Annotated in this window: 16 protein-coding genes; 8 read left to right on the forward strand and 8 right to left on the reverse strand. The window is 41.6% G+C overall.

The genetic code is table 11. The annotated features are described in order from the left end of the window. Positions 1-7: 7 nt before the first annotated feature. The 3 genes from KTR06_RS18725 to KTR06_RS18735 all read right to left on the reverse strand — a co-directional run bounded on the left by KTR06_RS18725 (position 8) and on the right by KTR06_RS18735 (position 2,495). On the reverse strand, positions 8-943 hold the full coding sequence (locus tag KTR06_RS18725) for a DUF362 domain-containing protein (RefSeq protein ID WP_004316874.1): 936 nt from the start codon (positions 941-943) through the stop codon (positions 8-10). A 13-nt stretch (positions 944-956) separates the two neighbouring features. Next, the gene (locus tag KTR06_RS18730; protein WP_151923542.1) at positions 957-1,466 is read right to left on the reverse strand and encodes an ECF transporter S component; all 510 of its coding nucleotides are present in this window, start codon (positions 1,464-1,466) and stop codon (positions 957-959) included. A 315-nt stretch (positions 1,467-1,781) separates the two neighbouring features. Continuing rightward, positions 1,782-2,495 (reverse strand): DUF169 domain-containing protein, encoded by a 714-nt coding sequence (locus KTR06_RS18735; RefSeq protein ID WP_151923541.1) that lies wholly within the window; start codon positions 2,493-2,495, stop codon positions 1,782-1,784. Between the two features lie 124 nt (positions 2,496-2,619). Here KTR06_RS18735 and KTR06_RS18740 point away from each other — a divergent pair, with 124 nt between their 5' ends. From KTR06_RS18740 to KTR06_RS18750, 3 genes are all read left to right on the forward strand, one after another. Then, a complete protein-coding gene (locus KTR06_RS18740; RefSeq protein ID WP_195564742.1) occupies positions 2,620-3,426 on the forward strand; it encodes a DUF4846 domain-containing protein in 807 nt (268 codons plus the stop codon). A gap of 67 nt (positions 3,427-3,493) precedes the next feature. Next, positions 3,494-4,996, forward strand: coding sequence for a glutamine synthetase family protein (locus KTR06_RS18745; protein WP_008022468.1), 1,503 nt, complete (start codon positions 3,494-3,496; stop codon positions 4,994-4,996). A 412-nt stretch (positions 4,997-5,408) separates the two neighbouring features. Continuing rightward, positions 5,409-5,654 carry an RNA-binding protein gene (locus KTR06_RS18750; protein ID WP_008640136.1) on the forward strand — a complete coding sequence of 82 codons (246 nt, stop codon included), beginning with the start codon at positions 5,409-5,411 and terminating at the stop codon, positions 5,652-5,654. Between the two features lie 62 nt (positions 5,655-5,716). Here KTR06_RS18750 and KTR06_RS18755 read toward each other — a convergent pair whose 3' ends face one another. Then, positions 5,717-5,890: a hypothetical protein gene (locus tag KTR06_RS18755; protein WP_004316403.1), complete on the reverse strand. Its 174-nt coding sequence runs from the start codon at positions 5,888-5,890 to the stop codon at positions 5,717-5,719. Between the two features lie 136 nt (positions 5,891-6,026). Here KTR06_RS18755 and KTR06_RS18760 point away from each other — a divergent pair, with 136 nt between their 5' ends. After that, positions 6,027-6,770, forward strand: a complete 744-nt coding sequence (locus KTR06_RS18760) for a DUF4396 domain-containing protein (RefSeq protein ID WP_074708788.1) — start codon at positions 6,027-6,029, stop codon at positions 6,768-6,770. Positions 6,771-6,874: 104 nt separating this feature from the next. On the opposite strand, the gene sucD is transcribed toward KTR06_RS18760, so the two are convergent. The 4 genes from sucD to thiD form a co-directional block, all read right to left on the reverse strand. Then, on the reverse strand, positions 6,875-7,735 hold the full coding sequence (gene sucD / locus KTR06_RS18765) for a succinate--CoA ligase subunit alpha (protein WP_009041291.1): 861 nt from the start codon (positions 7,733-7,735) through the stop codon (positions 6,875-6,877). Positions 7,736-7,768: 33 nt separating this feature from the next. Continuing rightward, entirely contained in the window at positions 7,769-8,899 is a 1,131-nt protein-coding gene (gene sucC, locus KTR06_RS18770; RefSeq protein ID WP_008777000.1) for an ADP-forming succinate--CoA ligase subunit beta, read from the reverse strand. 201 nt (positions 8,900-9,100) lie between these two features. Then, the gene (gene fabD, locus KTR06_RS18775; RefSeq protein ID WP_004316407.1) at positions 9,101-9,988 is read right to left on the reverse strand and encodes an ACP S-malonyltransferase; all 888 of its coding nucleotides are present in this window, start codon (positions 9,986-9,988) and stop codon (positions 9,101-9,103) included. 50 nt (positions 9,989-10,038) lie between these two features. Beyond that, complete coding sequence (gene thiD, locus KTR06_RS18780; RefSeq protein ID WP_004316408.1) at positions 10,039-10,875, reverse strand: bifunctional hydroxymethylpyrimidine kinase/phosphomethylpyrimidine kinase; 837 nt, start codon at positions 10,873-10,875, stop codon at positions 10,039-10,041. A gap of 341 nt (positions 10,876-11,216) precedes the next feature. On the opposite strand from thiD, the gene KTR06_RS18785 reads away from it, so the two are divergent. The 4 genes from KTR06_RS18785 to xylE all read left to right on the forward strand — a co-directional run bounded on the left by KTR06_RS18785 (position 11,217) and on the right by xylE (position 16,542). Then, positions 11,217-11,948, forward strand: a complete 732-nt coding sequence (locus KTR06_RS18785; RefSeq protein WP_004295874.1) for an NUDIX domain-containing protein — start codon at positions 11,217-11,219, stop codon at positions 11,946-11,948. 118 nt (positions 11,949-12,066) lie between these two features. Further along, complete coding sequence (locus KTR06_RS18790) at positions 12,067-13,590, forward strand: xylulokinase (RefSeq protein ID WP_004295875.1); 1,524 nt, start codon at positions 12,067-12,069, stop codon at positions 13,588-13,590. A 42-nt stretch (positions 13,591-13,632) separates the two neighbouring features. Continuing rightward, positions 13,633-14,949 carry a xylose isomerase gene (gene xylA / locus KTR06_RS18795; RefSeq protein ID WP_004295876.1) on the forward strand — a complete coding sequence of 439 codons (1,317 nt, stop codon included), beginning with the start codon at positions 13,633-13,635 and terminating at the stop codon, positions 14,947-14,949. 138 nt (positions 14,950-15,087) lie between these two features. After that, positions 15,088-16,542, forward strand: a complete 1,455-nt coding sequence (gene xylE / locus KTR06_RS18800) for a D-xylose transporter XylE (RefSeq protein ID WP_195564741.1) — start codon at positions 15,088-15,090, stop codon at positions 16,540-16,542. Positions 16,543-16,916: the final 374 nt, after the last annotated feature.

The following is a 16,916-nucleotide window of genomic DNA, read 5'->3' on the forward strand; positions in this document are numbered from 1 at the left end:
TGTTATTTTACATCTTAATTCGCTTGACATTCAGCTTGTCAATGTTCATAGTTCCTATTTTCAGTGCTTCTCCTTTAGCGAGGTGTCCCACAGTATCTAGTGGCATCTCACGTACTTGATTGAAGAATTTGGCAGCAGCCGTGTCCACTGCTACAATATCCGGTGAAATGAACAGTCCTTTTGCTAATACGACATCCGAGGCAGAACGTCCTCGCGGGCCATTGGTTTTCATGATACGATAAGCGTCCACTACGTTAAGCACAGCTTTCTTTTGCAGTGTGCAGATATCGGCAATACATTGCTGCAAGTCATTCTGGTGGAAAAATCCACGGTCCCAGACAATTCCCATGTGATTTTTCATTGAGATAGTCAGATTGGCACCCCCGTGATTTTTCAGGATGGGAACATTGATCCATACATCGCAATTCAGGATGGCTTCATGTATCTTTGCTTTCTTCATCTTCTGACCGTTGGGTAAGTTTACCGGCTTGTAATAAGACTCCAAATGAGCAGGCATTACTTTTGCTCCGGCAGCTTTTGCCGCCGCTTCGATGCCGCTGTTTTTGTAGCACTTCTGCCAATCGTCACACGTATGGTCGAATACGGTCACTTCTTTAGCTCCGGCAGCAAAGCATTGTTTCACGATTTCAGCAATCAGTTGCGGGTTGGTGTTTCCTGCCAGTTCCGGCACTTTATCCCAACCGATATTAGGTTTTACGACCACCTTCTGTCCCGGTTTGACGAATTGTTTCATACCGCCCAGTTCGCTGATAGCACGGCGGAACATAGCTTCCGGTTCTCCACCCATGACGGCTACCAAGTCCGGATTGCCTCCGTTCGTATTATTAATAGTCTGGGTTAATATCTCCATTGCCTCCGAATGCTGAATACTCAATGCGGCACCGGTTATGGCTACTGTTTTTAAAAAGTCCCTTCTGTCCATTTTTGTTTTTACTTTAGAGTTTTGCAATCGCTTTCAGTAGGGCGTAGCCGCCAAACCATTGAATTAACATACCGGGAATACCAATGCGGAAGTCTTGCACTGCTACATGGAAATTTCCGATGAATGCCCATTCAAAAGCAGTTCCTATAATCTGATAGGAGAGAACGACACCGAGAATAGCCCATAAAGAAACGGATTTCAGTGTTCGTGCAGTCAAGGCGGAAGTACCGGCAAGTAAAGCGGATTTTATCAATATAATGGGGAGTGCAGCTCCCGATGGCATTGCAAATAACAGGTGATTGATGACAGGAGAAAGAATTGCTGTCAGTAATCCCACACGAAAGCCATATTTATAAGCTGCGATCAACGTGAAAAAATAGATCGGCAATAAAGTAGGGCCACCGTATGGTACAAGATGACAGATTTGTGGAAGTGCAATGTTGCCTACCACAAATAGCAGGGCAAAGAGGTAAGTCCTTACATTGCTGTAATTCAGTGAATAGAGTTTAGCAGATGTTTCCATTTTCGTTGATAACTTTAAAGTTTAATAGAACAATAATATATAAAAAAGTAGACTTCTTTCTGCAGAAAAGGTTTAATCCTGGCAAAGAACTATTTGCTTAAGTAACTGTCTAAAATTAGTTAATAGAAAAAAGGAGGCTTCGTTGCGTTTTGAATAACAACTTATAATACGAACTAATTTAAGCATTTACTTTATGATATTAAAAATGGGACAGAAAAGTTTCAAGCCAATTTGAAACACTTTGTTTCACTATGGGAAACAAACAGTTTCAAGGCTTGAAACATATTTTGAAACTATTTGGTTTGTACTTTTGCCTTATTCGGTGCCCATTCTTTCCCGGATCTTTCCCCATGCATGCGTATCAAACAGGCAACTTTGGCGCATAGTCCCACACATTTCTCTGAATCTGGACATAGGTATCGTATAACTCAACTTATCCGCTTCAAAGTACGGACGCACCGACGGATCGAAGAAACCGATAAAGGTCCGCTTGCCTCCTTTGCGGTTTTCAAGAGTGGCTTGTGTCACTATGGAACTGCAACCGGAACCGAATAAAGAGACGACACCATCTTCGGCATTATTATCATAGTAAGCCCATGTAGTCAGTCCGGAAAGCATATCAGGATTGGCGATAAACATGACACCTTCCACTTGTTCCAGATTAGCCACTTTGTCTATACGTGCAAAATGAAGGTATTTCTTTTCTGCCCTCGGAACTCCGAGTTGCCGGATAAATTCAATGACCATTTCCGGAGTCTGTTTATATCGTTCTTTTAGTGAGACAAAAGTCGGTACGCGTTCAGGCATTTCTGTAAAACCTGTGTAGAATTTGCCGCCACCGCAACCGATATTTTCTGCATTCAAGCTGATAGTACCACCTTCTCTGACAGTCTTCATGCCTTTAAAGAAGCAACCGTTAATTTTCTCTGCTGTTCCTTCCAGTATATCTGAATACCAAAATACAAGAGGTAATTCGGCATTCTCTCCGAATGCCTCTTTGAAGTTCTGAATAAATGTTTGGATGTCCATAGCTTATCAATTTTAGTTATGTATGTAGGTCTTTGTACAAAGTTAAAATAAAAATAGACATTCATCCTCTTTTTAAACAATAATTACTTATATTTGTCCGGAACAGAATATAAAGAGAAGCGTTATGAAGTATTTACTAATATATATAGGGTTACTTTGTACATCCCTGCAATTGTGGGGACAAGAAACGGTTGCTACAAGAATCGCTCCTCCGACGGGATATGTCAGGGAGGCTTGTGCCGATCATTCGTTTACAGGTTACTTACGTAATTTGCCTTTGATGCCGAAAGGTAGTAAAGTGATGCTTTATAATGGAAAAGAAAAATCGAATCAGTCTGCAGCTTACGCTGTAATTGATATGGAGATAGGTAACCGTGATTTGCAACAGTGTGCCGATGCGGTAATGCGTTTGCGAGCGGAATTTCTGTGGAAACATAAACGATATGGAGAAATAAAATTCAACTTCACCAATGGTTTCCTTGCCGGGTACAAGAAATGGGCGGAGGGAAATCGGATAAAAGTCAGCGGCAATCAAGTGCAATGGTATGCTGCGGGCAAAGGAGTGGATTATTCCTATAAAACTTTCCGTAACTATCTCGATATGGTCTTTATGTATGCCGGAACGGCTTCTTTATCCCGCGAGCTTCAGGCTGTGTCTTATACTTCTTTGCAACCCGGTGATGTATTTATTAAAGGAGGCTCACCCGGACATGCGGTCATTGTTGTAGATGTTGCTGTTCATCCGACTACCAAAAAGAAAGTATTCCTGTTGGCGCAGAGCTATATGCCTGCACAACAGATTCATATTCTTGTAAATCCTGTCAGTCGCAGCCTTTCCCCCTGGTATGAATTGGCGGAAACGGATGCGGGGAAACTATATACTCCGGAATGGATTTTTAGCCGGAAAGATTTAAAACGCTTTAAGGAGTAGAATCTTTTCGTTATCTTTGGCATTTAACAAACCGTTTTAATCATACAACAACGAAAAACAACCGATTATGAATCAAGATTTGTCAATGAATGCTAACCAGTTGGTAGCATTCCTTCAAAAGCCAACTTCAGAGTTTACCAAAGCCGACATTATCTCATTTATCCAGCAAAAAGATATCCGCATGGTCAATTTCATGTATCCGGCGGGAGACGGTCGTCTGAAAACCCTGAACTTTGTCATCAACAATCAAGCCTATCTGGAAGCTATTCTTACTTGTGGAGAACGGGTAGACGGCTCCAGTCTTTTTTCTTTCATAGAAGCGGGCAGTAGTGACCTTTATGTGATTCCCCGTTTCTGCACTGCATTCGTTGATCCGTTTGCCGAGATTCCGACGCTGTCTATGCTTTGCTCTTTCTTCAACAAAGATGGCGAACCCCTCGAAAGTGCACCAGAACACACCCTTTACAAAGCAAGCAAAACTTTTACAGAAGTTACCGGAATGGAATTTCAGGCAATGGGCGAATTGGAATATTATGTAATAGCCCCGGATACAGGTATGTTTCAAGCAACCGACCAACGTGGTTATCACGAATCGGGTCCATACGCTAAATTTAATGAGTTCCGTACTCAATGTATGTCTTATATCGCACAGACAGGCGGGCAAATAAAGTATGGACACTCCGAAGTGGGTAATTTTACGTTGGATGGCTATATTTATGAGCAGAATGAGATTGAGTTTCTGCCGGTTCCCGTATCGCAGGCGGCAGATCAGTTGATGATTGCCAAATGGGTGATTCGTAATCTGGGATACAGATATGGATATAATGTGACCTTTGCTCCTAAAATTACAGCCGGTAAGGCAGGGTCGGGCTTGCACGTACACATGCGTATCATGAAAGACGGAAAGAACCAAATGTTGAAAGACGGCGTTTTGTCGGAAACAGCGCGTAAAGCAATTGCCGGAATGATGGTGCTTGCTCCTTCAATCACTGCCTTTGGAAATACCAATCCTACTTCTTATTTCCGTCTTGTTCCTCATCAGGAGGCACCTACCAATGTTTGCTGGGGAGATCGTAACCGTTCCGTATTAGTACGTGTGCCATTGGGATGGGCTGCAAAAACAGATATGTGTACATTAGCTAATCCGTTGGAAGCCGAAAGCCATTTTGACACCAGCCAGAAGCAGACTGTAGAAATGCGTTCTCCGGATGGTTCGGCAGATTTATATCAACTGTTGGCCGGTTTGGCTGTTGCCTGCCGTCATGGCTTTGAAATTGAAAATGCGCTGGATATCGCTCAAAAGACGTATGTGAATGTGAATATCCATCAGAAAGAGAATGAAGATAAACTAAATTCACTGGCACAACTGCCAGATAGCTGTGAGGCTTCTGCTGATTGCCTGCAGCAACAACGGGCAATCTTTGAACAATATAATGTCTTTAGTCCGGCAATGATTGATGGTATCATCCGCAGACTTCGCAGTTACGAAGATAAAACGTTGCGTGCGGATTTGGAAGGAAAGCCGATGGAGATGTTAGATCTCGTACATAAGTATTTCCATTGTGGATAATCTGCAAACGTAAATTGGTATATAATAAAGGCTATCTTCTGTTTCAAAGAAGGTAGCCTTTAATTTTCTGATGCAGAATTTAACTATAAGTATTTGTTTTTCAAAGAGCTTATAACAAAGAAACTATAGAAGGCTAATCAGATAATTGGTGGCAGATAGTTTGATATAATAGAGTTTAAACGTTAAGTATTGGCCTATTTTCATAAAAAAGATGTTTTGAGAAAAGAAAAAGGAGGGAGTATAGTGCATTATCTCCAAATAATGCTTTCCTTTGTACCAACAACAATAAAGAGGTTTATTACGATTTGATTTTTTTACGTGTATCTTCTCATTTATTTGAGCATATCCATTTCTAATTAAGATCTTCCTAAAACTTTCTTATTGAATTATTAATTTTTTATATTTGTATTTTATGAATTTGTACATTGGAAATCTTAGCTATAATGTTAAGGAATCGGATTTGAGAAATGTAATGGAAGAGTATGGAACAGTTGCTTCAGTAAAGTTAATCACAGATCGTGAAACTAGAAGATCAAAAGGCTTTGCGTTTATCGAAATGCCGGATGATACAGAAGCTAACAACGCTATCAAACAATTGAACGGTGCAGAATATGTAGGTCGTTCAATGGTAGTGAAAGAAGCATTGCCAAAGAACTAATACTGAATAAATAGACAGTAATAGAGAAGGGCGCACTAGGAAACTAGCGCGCCCTTCTTCTGTTAATCCTCATTATTATCTTCTTCATCATCCACCATATTATTGAGTTCCAATTCCAGGTCTACCAGCTCTTGTTCCCATAATTTCAGGATATTCTTCGGTGTATCTTTTGCGGCTTTCTTTATTCTTTCTTGAGCAACAGATACTTCATGCTCTAATTGTCTACGTCTGCTCATATTTTTATTGTTTTGATTATGAAATGATAACAACTCGTGTGTGGAATAGTTCGACAGGCAAAATTAAAAAGTAGTGGACTGAACTATTCGCAAATAAAGTATGTTTTGTAGTCTGAATCTTTTAAAACATACAATCATGCTCAATTTAATAGCCGTATTCTTAGTCTGTTCAGGTATCGGAATAGCAGTACATATTGCCATAGACTTGACACATCGTCCGCAATCAATGAAAATAATGAATGCAGTTTGGATATTATCTGCATTGTGGGGAAGTTATTTAGCTTTATGGGCGTATAATAAGTTCGGACGGAGCAGTCCGATGAAGATGGAGGATGACGGGATGAAAGGGATGGGCATGTCTGACATGAAAGATATGAATATGCCTGATATGAAGGGGATGGATATGGGGATGTCAATGGGAGAGATGAGGCGTCCTTATTGGCAATCGGTAGCTTTGTCGGCTCTTCATTGTGGCGCAGGCTGCACATTGGCAGATATCATAGGAGAGTGGTTTACGAATTATGTTCCTGTAACTGTTGCAGGCAGTCAACTTGTAGGGAATTGGGTACTCGATTTTGTATTAGCTTTGATTATTGGCGTTTATTTTCAGTTTTATGCGATTCGGGAAATGGAAAAAATCTCTGTGGGGAACGCGCTGACACGCGCTTTCAAAGCAGATTTCTTTTCTCTTTTATCCTGGCAGGTAGGAATGTACGGTTGGATGGCAATTGTTTATTTTGTGCTGTTCATCAATGAGCCATTGCCCAAAGATACATGGATATTCTGGTTTATGATGCAGTTGGCTATGCTTTTCGGTTTCTTCTGCGCTTATCCGATGAATGCTCTTCTTATAAAATTAGGTATAAAGAAAGGTATGTAAAATAAATGCAGATTCACTTAAAATGATAAGTATGAAATTACTTATTTTGAGTGAATCTGCATCTGTAATATTACTACTTCTGTTTTTTATTTCTCTTTTGGAGGTTACTTTTTCAATAGTTTGGGTATATCCGAAGGCTCTTGTGCCACTCGGATACCAGCTGCTTCCAAAGATTCAATTTTCTCTTTTGCCGAACCGGAACTTCCCGAAATAATAGCGCCTGCATGCCCCATTTGTTTTCCCGGAGGAGCTGATTGTCCGGCAATAAATGCTACCACAGGTTTAGTTACATTATTACGAATATATTCGGCCGCTTGTTCTTCCGCATTTCCTCCAATCTCTCCAATCAGGACGATTGCTTCTGTTTCCGGATCATTCTGAAACATTTCCAGCAGTTGGCGGAAGTGAAGCCCTACAACAGGATCGCCCCCGATGCCGATAGCGGTAGATTGTCCCATTCCATTTGCTGTTAAGTGATATACAATCTCGTAAGTAAGTGTTCCGCTACGGCTGATGACACCTACATTTCCTTCTAAAAAGACTTGTCCCGGTAAGATGCCAACCATGCTTTTTCCCGGAGAGATAAGTCCCGGACAGTTAGGCCCGATCAACATGGCGCCTTTTTGTTCGGCAAACCGATGCGCCTTAATCACGTCCAGTGTGGGAATTCCTTCTGCAATGCAGACTATGATACGGATGCCTGCGTCCGCTGCCTCCATGATAGCATCTGCCGCAAAACGTGCTGGAACGAAAATGATGGAGGTATTAGCCTTTGTCTGCTCGACAGCGTCATACATGGTGTTGAATACGGGGATTCCGTCCACATCTGTTCCTCCTTTGCCCGGAGAAGTACCCCCGACCACTTTGGTTCCATATTCTTTCATCTTCTTGGCATGGAAAAGCCCGTCTCTGCCAGTGATTCCTTGCACAATCAAACGGGTGGATTTATCTATTAGTATGCTCATAATTGCTTTATTTTTTTAGTGATTTGGTACGTATTATGCTTTCAGAGCCATAAGAGCAGCCTCTTTCATCGTTGTGGCTATTTGGAAGCGGCTGTGATTTCGTAACAGTTCCCGTCCGATATGTTCATTGGTGCCTGTAAGCCGGACGATGACGGGGACATTGCTGTTTATCTGCTCGAATGCCTGAAGAAGTCCCATTGCCACATCATCGCAACGAGTGATCCCACCGAAAATATTAATCAGGACCACTTTTACTTTCTCATCCTGCAATAAGAGTTTCATAGCTTCAATAACCTTGACAGGATTGGAGCTGCCACCGATGTCGAGAAAATTAGCAGGCTGACCGCCGTAAAGTTTAATCATGTCCATAGTAGCCATGGCAAGTCCGGCGCCATTTACCATACAACCGATATTGCCGTCCATGTGGACATAACTGAATCCTTTATCTTTGGCATCTGTTTCCACTTTTTCTTCTTCCGTCGGATCAAACAAAGCATGAATCTCCGGATGCCGATAGAGCGCATTGTCATCAAAAACGATCTTTGCGTCAATGGCCATTAATGTACCTTTCTTTGTAAGTGCCAGCGGATTTACTTCCACTAACGACGCGTCATTCTCCACAAAGATTTTATAAAGTTCCTGAAGGATGGCAGCCATTTTACCTGCCTGTTCCATTTGTGGGAAGAGAGCGAAAGCGAAACGCCTTGCCAGATAGTCGGGAAGGCCAATGAATGGATTGATTGAATATCGGATGATTTTCTCCGGTGTCTGACGGGCTACCTCTTCAATATCCATACCACCGGATGCACTCATCATCAGAACGACAGAACGTGTATTCCGGTCGATGGTATAACTGACGTAATATTCTGCAGCAATATCAACCGCTTCGCTGACCAGAACTTGATTGACTGGAAGACCTTTAATGCTCATTCCGAGAATGTTCTTGGCTTCCTGATAAACATCTTCCGTATTGTTTACCAGTTTCACTCCTCCGGCTTTTCCCCGGCCTCCGGTTAGTACTTGTGCTTTTATAACCACTCTGTCTGTTCCCATCCTCCGGTATGCAGCCAGGACGCCTGCGGCAGTACGGCATAAAGTGTGCCTCTCGACAGGTATTCCGTACTTGGAGAAAATCTCTTTCGCTTGATATTCATGTATTTTCATGGCTCATAAATTTGAGTAAATGATTCCTATAATAAAAACAAAAGAAAGATTCGGAAAGTTTGCCGGAAAAGAAAAGTATCAGGGTGTTTTACAACATGTTCGTTTGTATTCCATTTATGGTTTTCATATAAAAAAAAACGTGTTGGCAATAGTTACCAACACGCTCTATATCACTTAAAGATAAAGTCTGCTTACGGATATTTATGCAATACCGTGAGCATTGACAGTACCGTCAATCTTTTTAATCAATCCTTGAAGTACGGCACCCGGGCCACATTCTGTAAAATCAGTAGCACCGTCAGCAACCATATTCTTTACTGATTGTGTCCAACGTACGGAAGCAGTCAATTGGGCAACCAGATTCTTTTTGATTTCTGCAGGGTCAGTGTGAGGAAGCGCATCCACATTCTGATATACCGGACATTTAGGAGTATGTATTTCGGTAGCTTTAATAGCAGCTTCCAGTTCTATTTTAGCAGGATCCATTAATGGAGAATGGAAAGCACCACCCACTTTCAGCGGAAGAGCACGTTTTGCTCCGGCAGCTTTCATCAGTTCGCAAGCCTTTTCGATACCCGGTACAGAGCCGGAGATAACGATTTGTCCCGGGCAGTTGTAGTTGGCCGGTACGCAAACTTCACCTTCTGCATTTACTGCTGCGCAGATCTCTTCTACTTTTTCATCCGGCAATGCGATAATGGCAGCCATGGTGGAAGGAGTAGCTTCGCAAGCTTTCTGCATAGCCATTGCACGTGCATACACAAGCTTCAATCCATCTTCAAAACTCAATGCACCGGCAGCAACCAATGCAGAGAACTCACCAAGTGAGTGGCCGGCAGTCATTTCCGGTTTGAAGTCGTCGCCCATGCAAAGAGCAGAAATAACAGAGTGAAGGAAAACGGCAGGTTGAGTAACCTTTGTCTGACGAAGATCTTCGTCTGTGCCGTCGAACATGATATCTGTAATGCGATATCCGAGGATATCATTTGCTTTTTCAAACAATTCTTTTGCTAAAGCTGAGTTTTCATACAGGTCTTTACCCATTCCTACAAATTGAGCGCCTTGACCGGGAAATACAAATGCTTTCATATTTTTATTATTTAATTGATTTTTAATTGCGGGTGCAAAGTTACGTATTTTTATGATACAACCGCACAAAAAGTACACATTTGTGCAACGGTGTCCGGAAAATGCCATAAAGGGCCGTTACCATGGCCGATATTCAATTCTTTTCCTGCGATAATGGCTTGAGTGATATATGTTTTCGCATGCTGGATGGATTCTCGCATGGGGTAGCCTTTGGCAAGATAGGTGGCAATAGCGGAAGAGAGGGTGCATCCCGTTCCATGCAGATTATGGCTTTCTATTTTTTTCTCCTCATATATATGGTAGATAAATTCGGACGTATGCAAAAGGTCGCACATATTGTCTCCTTCCAGATGTCCGCCTTTTAGTAAGATATTAGTCTGATAATCATCCGTCAGCATTTTGGCAGCGGTCTGCATATCCTGAATGTTGTGAATACTTTTACCTGTAAGTACTTTTGCTTCGTCAATATTAGGGGTGATTAATGTGACAAGCGGTAAAAGTTCTTTTTTGATTTCTTCTATCGCTTCATCTGTCATAAGTTTCTTTCCGCTGGTAGACACCATTACCGGATCGTAAACGACGTATGCAGGCGAATATTTTTGTAGACAGTCGGAAATTACACGAACGATCTGAATGTCATTTATCATTCCTATTTTGATGGCAACCGGTTGCAGGTCGTCCATCACGGCTTCTATTTGCCCACGAACCATATCCGGAGAAATGGACTGTACGGCACGTACCCCCAGTGTGTTTTGTACGGTGATGGCAGTAATAGCCGATGCTGCATAGCCTCCTAAAGCCGAGATTGTTTTTATGTCTGCCTGAATACCTGCGCCTCCCGAACAATCGGAGCCGGCAATGGATAAAATGACTGGATGACGTTCCATTTTAGATTTTTTAATATTTACCCGACAAAGATAGAATAAAAAACGATAAGGTACAAAATGACATATCGTTTAAAATACAATAAGTACCTTTCCGGGCATCTGTTGGAAAAGATATGAAAAGTACTGATAATAAAGCGTCCATCTAGTTTTTGTACTTTATACAATTACTCACCCGTGGAAATACTAAAATACATATTGTAATTCGTAAGATAACACTAACTATTCATATTGTAGAATGTATGATATGTATTTATATGAAAAACAATGTTTTATAGCATAGTTCTTATTTTTGTTTTGATGGTTTTTAGCCTCTATATTTGCATCGTCTTAAAGAAATAGATATGCAAAATTTACAGAAAAATACACCTTTAGCAAACAATCATATATCAGTGGACTGTGTAGTGATTGGTTTTGACGGAGAACAACTGAAAGTGTTGCTTGTAAAACGTGCAGGTGAGGATAATGGAGAAGTATATCATGATATGAAACTTCCCGGAAGTCTTATCTATATGGATGAAGCCCTGGATGAAGCTGCACAACGAGTTTTGTATGAACTGACAGGACTTAAAAATGTGAATCTGATGCAGTTTAAAGCATTTGGTTCTAAAAACAGAACGAGTAATCCGAAAGATGTACGTTGGTTGGAAAGAGCTATGCAGTCAAAAGTGGAGCGTATTGTTACCATTGCATATTTGTCGATGGTGAAGATAGACCGTACATTGGATAAGAATCTGGACGATCACCAGGCTTGCTGGGTCGCTTTGAAAGACGTGAAAACACTGGCTTTCGACCATAATCTGATTATAAAGGAGGCAATGACTTATATTCGTCAGTTCGTAGAATTTAATCCTTCCATGTTGTTCGAACTGCTTCCGCGTAAATTTACAGCCGCACAATTAAGGACTCTTTTTGAATTAGTATACGACAAAGCCGTGGATGTGCGTAACTTCCATAAGAAAATAGCAATGATGGAATATGTAGTTCCTTTGGAAGAAAAACAACAAGGAGTGGCTCACCGTGCTGCCCGTTATTATAAATTTGATAAGAAGATATATAATAAGGTAAGAAGGTAGACCCTGTTCAAGTATTAAGTATCAAGTATTAAGTATTAGGCGTTGGATGTTAAAGCATTAATTGTCGGACATTGAGCGTAAATCGTAAATAGTAAATCGTTTAATCGTAAATAAAATTATGTTTCTATTAGGTTATGACATAGGTAGCTCGTCTGTAAAAGCGAGTTTGGTAAATGCGGAGACTGGTAAATGTGTATCCTCGGCATTTTTTCCGAAAACAGAAGCGAATATTATTGCAGTGAATCCCGGATGGGCGGAACAAGATCCTGAAAGTTGGTGGGAAAACTTAAAGTTGTCCACGCAGGCTATTATGACCGAATCCGGAGTTAGTGCCGCTGAAATTAAAGCCATCGGCATCTCTTATCAGATGCACGGATTGGTTTGTGTTGATAAGAATCAGCATGTATTGCGTCCTGCTATCATCTGGTGTGACTCCCGTGCGGTGCCATACGGTCAGAAAGCGTTTGAGACAATCGGGGAGGAGAGATGTCTTTCTCATTTGTTGAACTCACCGGGAAATTTTACCGCTTCCAAGTTGGCGTGGATTAAAGAAAACGAACCTGCCATCTATGAGCAGATTGATAAGATAATGCTGCCGGGCGATTATATTGCCATGAAGTTGAGTGGAGAAATCTGCACAACTGTTTCCGGACTTTCGGAAGGTATGTTCTGGGATTTCAAGAACAACCGGGTGGCTGATTTCTTAATGGATTATTACGGGTTTGATTCTTCTTTGATTGCAGATATTAAACCGACCTTTGCAGAGCAGGGACGTGTAAATGCAATAGCTGCCAAAGAGCTTGGACTGAAAGAAGGAACACCGATTACTTATCGTGCAGGCGACCAGCCTAACAATGCCCTTTCTTTGAATGTGTTTAATCCGGGAGAGATTGCTTCTACGGCAGGAACATCGGGAGTGGTTTATGGCGTGAACGGTGAAGTGAACTATGATCCGCAGTCACGCGTCAATACCTTTGCGCATGTCAATCATACCATAGATCAGACACGTTTGGGAGTATTGCTTTGCATCAACGGAACGGGTATTCTTAACTCATGGGTAAAACGCAACATTGCTCCCGAAGGAATATCTTATAATGAAATGAATGTGTTGGCTTCCAAAGCTCCTATCGGCAGTGCGGGAATCAGTATTCTGCCCTTTGGTAACGGTGCCGAACGTATGTTGAATAATAAAGAAATCGGTTGCAGCATCCGTGGACTGGACTTCAATGCACATGGCAAACATCATATTATTCGTGCCGCTCAAGAAGGTATTGTATTCTCTTTTAAATATGGCATTGATATCATGGAGCAAATGGGAATTCCTGTGAAGATGATCCATGCCGGACACGCTAATATGTTCTTGAGTTCTATCTTCCGCGATACTTTGGCGGGAGTCACAGGAGCTACTATCGAGCTTTACGATACGGATGGTTCCGTAGGCGCTGCGAAAGGTGCGGGTATCGGTGCAGGTATCTACAAGGATAACAATGAGGCATTTGCTACGCTTGACAAACTGGATGTGATTGAGCCTAATGTGGCAAAACGCCAGGAATATGCTGACGCGTACGCAAAATGGAAATACCGTCTTGAAAAGTCGATGACCGGTAACATACCGGCTCCGGTTCTGTCTTCAGATAAATAATTAACAATTTAAATAATAACCATTTTAAAAAATAAAAGAATTATGGCAACAAAAGAATTTTTCCCGGGAATTGAAAAGATTAAGTTCGAAGGTAAAGATAGTAAGAATCCGATGGCATTCCGTTACTACGATGCTGAAAAGGTTATCAACGGTAAGAAGATGAAAGATTGGTTGAGATTCGCTATGGCATGGTGGCATACTTTGTGTGCTGAAGGTGGCGACCAATTCGGTGGCGGAACAAAACAATTCCCTTGGAATAGTAATGCTGACGCTATACAAGCTGCAAAAGATAAAATGGACGCAGGTTTCGAATTCATGCAGAAAATGGGTATCGAATACTACTGTTTCCACGATGTAGACTTGGTTTCTGAAGGTGCAAGCATCGAAGAATACGAAGCTAACTTGAAAGCAATCGTAGCTTATGCAAAACAGAAACAAGCTGAAACAGGCATCAAACTGTTGTGGGGTACTGCCAACGTATTTGGCCATGCACGTTATATGAACGGTGCTGCTACTAACCCTGATTTTGACGTAGTAGCTCGTGCTGCTGTTCAGATTAAGAATGCAATCGATGCAACGATCGAACTGGGTGGTCAGAACTATGTATTCTGGGGTGGCCGTGAAGGCTATATGTCTCTTCTGAATACAGACCAGAAACGTGAAAAAGAACACTTGGCAAAAATGCTGACCATCGCTCGTGATTATGCTCGTGCCCGTGGTTTCAAAGGTACTTTCCTGATTGAGCCGAAACCGATGGAACCGACAAAACATCAGTATGATGTAGATACAGAAACAGTAATCGGATTCCTGAAAGCTCATGGCTTGGATAAAGATTTCAAAGTGAACATTGAAGTAAACCACGCAACTTTGGCTGGTCACACTTTCGAACACGAATTGGCAGTAGCAGTAGACAACGGCATGTTGGGTTCTATCGATGCTAACCGTGGTGATTATCAAAATGGTTGGGATACAGACCAATTCCCGATTGACAACTACGAACTGACACAAGCTATGATGCAAATAATCCGTAACGGTGGCTTGGGTAACGGTGGAACAAACTTCGACGCTAAGACTCGTCGTAACTCTACTGACCTGGAAGATATCTTCATCGCTCACATCGCAGGTATGGACGCTATGGCTCGTGCATTGGAAAGCGCAGCTGCTCTGCTGAACGAATCTCCCTATAAGAAAATGTTGGCTGACCGTTACGCTTCATTTGATGGCGGTAAAGGTAAGGAGTTTGAAGATGGCAAGTTGACTTTGGAAGATGTAGTTGCTTATGCAAAAGCAAATGGTGAACCGAAGCAGACTAGCGGTAAACAAGAACTTTATGAAGCAATTCTGAATATGTATTGCTAATTAACCCCACCACAGATTACACGGATTGTTACAGATTAATTTTCTTCTCTCTTATTTTGAATTTTATCTGTGTCAATCTGTGAAATCTGTGGTGATATAAATCCAACTACTACAACACTACTTTATCTACTTATAACCATGATTAATACAACGAACGAGGGTAGTAAACTCTACCTATATTCGATAACCTCTGTCGCCATTTTGGGAGGACTGCTTTTCGGATACGATACAGCGGTTATTTCCGGTGCAGAGAAAGGCTTGGAGGCTTTTTTCCTTTCGGCCTCTGATTTTCAATACAATAAAGTAATGCATGGAATCACATCTTCCAGTGCATTGATTGGCTGTGTACTGGGTGGTGCGATCTCCGGTATATTTGCTTCCCGTTTGGGACGTCGTAATTCTCTAAGGCTTGCTGCCGTACTTTTTTTCCTTTCAGCATTAGGTTCCTATTATCCGGAAGTCTTGTTTTTCGAATATGGAAAGCCGAACATGGATTTGCTGATTGCTTTTAATTTGTATCGTGTTTTGGGCGGTATCGGTGTTGGACTGGCTTCTGCAGTCTGTCCGATGTATATTGCTGAAATTGCTCCTTCTAATATTCGTGGAACGCTTGTATCGTGTAACCAGTTTGCTATCATCTTCGGTATGTTGGTAGTATACTTCGTGAATTTCCTGATTATGGGCGATCATCAAAATCCTATTATTTTGAAAGATGTAGCCGGTGTACTGTCTGTTAGTGCTGAATCTGATATGTGGACCGTTTATGAAGGATGGCGTTACATGTTCGGTTCGGAAGCTTTCCCTGCCGCTTTCTTCGGTTTGTTGTTGTTCTTTGTTCCCAAGACTCCTCGTTATCTTGTATTGATACAGCAGGATGAAAAGGCTTATTCGATCCTTGAAAAGATCAATGGTAAGACAAAAGCACAGGAAATTCTTAATGATATTAAAGCTACTGCTCATGAAAAGACAGAGAAAATCTTTACTTATGGAGTGGCAGTAATTGTGATCGGTATTTTACTTTCTGTATTCCAACAGGCTATCGGTATTAATGCAGTACTTTATTATGCTCCTCGTATTTTCGAAAATGCAGGTGCAGAAGGAGGTGGCATGATGCAGACAGTTATTATGGGTATTGTAAACATTGTCTTTACATTGGTTGCAATCTTCACTGTAGACCGCTTCGGACGTAAACCACTATTGATAATCGGTTCTATTGGTATGGCTGTAGGTGCATTTGCGGTAGCAATGTGTGATAGCATGGCAATAAAGGGTGTTCTCCCGGTACTTTCAGTGATTGTGTATGCAGCATTCTTTATGATGTCTTGGGGACCGATTTGCTGGGTGTTGATCTCGGAAATATTCCCGAACACCATCCGTGGTAAAGCGGTAGCAATCGCCGTAGCATTCCAATGGATATTCAATTACATTGTATCTTCTACTTTCCCGGCACTGTACGACTTCAGCCCGATGTTTGCATATAGTTTATATGGCATAATCTGTGTGGCTGCTGCTATCTTCGTTTGGCGTTGGGTGCCTGAAACGAAAGGTAAGACACTGGAAGATATGAGCAAACTTTGGAAGAAAAATAAATAAATTAGGTTAGTGTAACCTCATCATGCCATTATGACTTCGGTTTCTTGGCATGGTTCTACTAAGATTATGACATCGTACCAATGGTAGGGTGTCATAATTGTTTTTATTTGAAACTTTTGGGAACTACTATAAAGTTGAAAAAACATGAAAACATCTGCCACCTGCAACCAAACGCGTGTAATGCACTAATTGATAAATAGTTGGAGCGTTGCAGATACTGTTGCAGATAGGTTGCAGATCAAAGTATCTGCAACACAGTATAAACCTTACATAAGCCAATTCTCCAGGAGGGCAAAAGTTTATTGTATACATTAACTTCCCGTTTCCAGGCGGGGAACTGTCGTTTCCGGCATTAGAAATTACAGTTTCCACGG

Source organism: Bacteroides sp. MSK.20.12, from assembly GCF_019052435.1.
Classification (GTDB): domain Bacteria; phylum Bacteroidota; class Bacteroidia; order Bacteroidales; family Bacteroidaceae; genus Bacteroides; species Bacteroides xylanisolvens.

Coding starts and splice junctions, on each gene's coding strand:
- KTR06_RS18725 (WP_004316874.1), bottom strand. CDS start 943: ATGGACAGAAGGGACTTTTTAAAAACAGTAGCCATAACCGGTGCCGCA.
- KTR06_RS18730 (WP_151923542.1), bottom strand. CDS start 1,466: ATGGAAACATCTGCTAAACTCTATTCACTGAATTACAGCAATGTAAGG.
- KTR06_RS18735 (WP_151923541.1), bottom strand. CDS start 2,495: ATGGACATCCAAACATTTATTCAGAACTTCAAAGAGGCATTCGGAGAG.
- KTR06_RS18740 (WP_195564742.1), top strand. CDS start 2,620: ATGAAGTATTTACTAATATATATAGGGTTACTTTGTACATCCCTGCAA.
- KTR06_RS18745 (WP_008022468.1), top strand. CDS start 3,494: ATGAATCAAGATTTGTCAATGAATGCTAACCAGTTGGTAGCATTCCTT.
- KTR06_RS18750 (WP_008640136.1), top strand. CDS start 5,409: ATGAATTTGTACATTGGAAATCTTAGCTATAATGTTAAGGAATCGGAT.
- KTR06_RS18755 (WP_004316403.1), bottom strand. CDS start 5,890: ATGAGCAGACGTAGACAATTAGAGCATGAAGTATCTGTTGCTCAAGAA.
- KTR06_RS18760 (WP_074708788.1), top strand. CDS start 6,027: ATGCTCAATTTAATAGCCGTATTCTTAGTCTGTTCAGGTATCGGAATA.
- sucD (WP_009041291.1), bottom strand. CDS start 7,735: ATGAGCATACTAATAGATAAATCCACCCGTTTGATTGTGCAAGGAATC.
- sucC (WP_008777000.1), bottom strand. CDS start 8,899: ATGAAAATACATGAATATCAAGCGAAAGAGATTTTCTCCAAGTACGGA.
- fabD (WP_004316407.1), bottom strand. CDS start 9,988: ATGAAAGCATTTGTATTTCCCGGTCAAGGCGCTCAATTTGTAGGAATG.
- thiD (WP_004316408.1), bottom strand. CDS start 10,875: ATGGAACGTCATCCAGTCATTTTATCCATTGCCGGCTCCGATTGTTCG.
- KTR06_RS18785 (WP_004295874.1), top strand. CDS start 11,217: ATGCAAAATTTACAGAAAAATACACCTTTAGCAAACAATCATATATCA.
- KTR06_RS18790 (WP_004295875.1), top strand. CDS start 12,067: ATGTTTCTATTAGGTTATGACATAGGTAGCTCGTCTGTAAAAGCGAGT.
- xylA (WP_004295876.1), top strand. CDS start 13,633: ATGGCAACAAAAGAATTTTTCCCGGGAATTGAAAAGATTAAGTTCGAA.
- xylE (WP_195564741.1), top strand. CDS start 15,088: ATGATTAATACAACGAACGAGGGTAGTAAACTCTACCTATATTCGATA.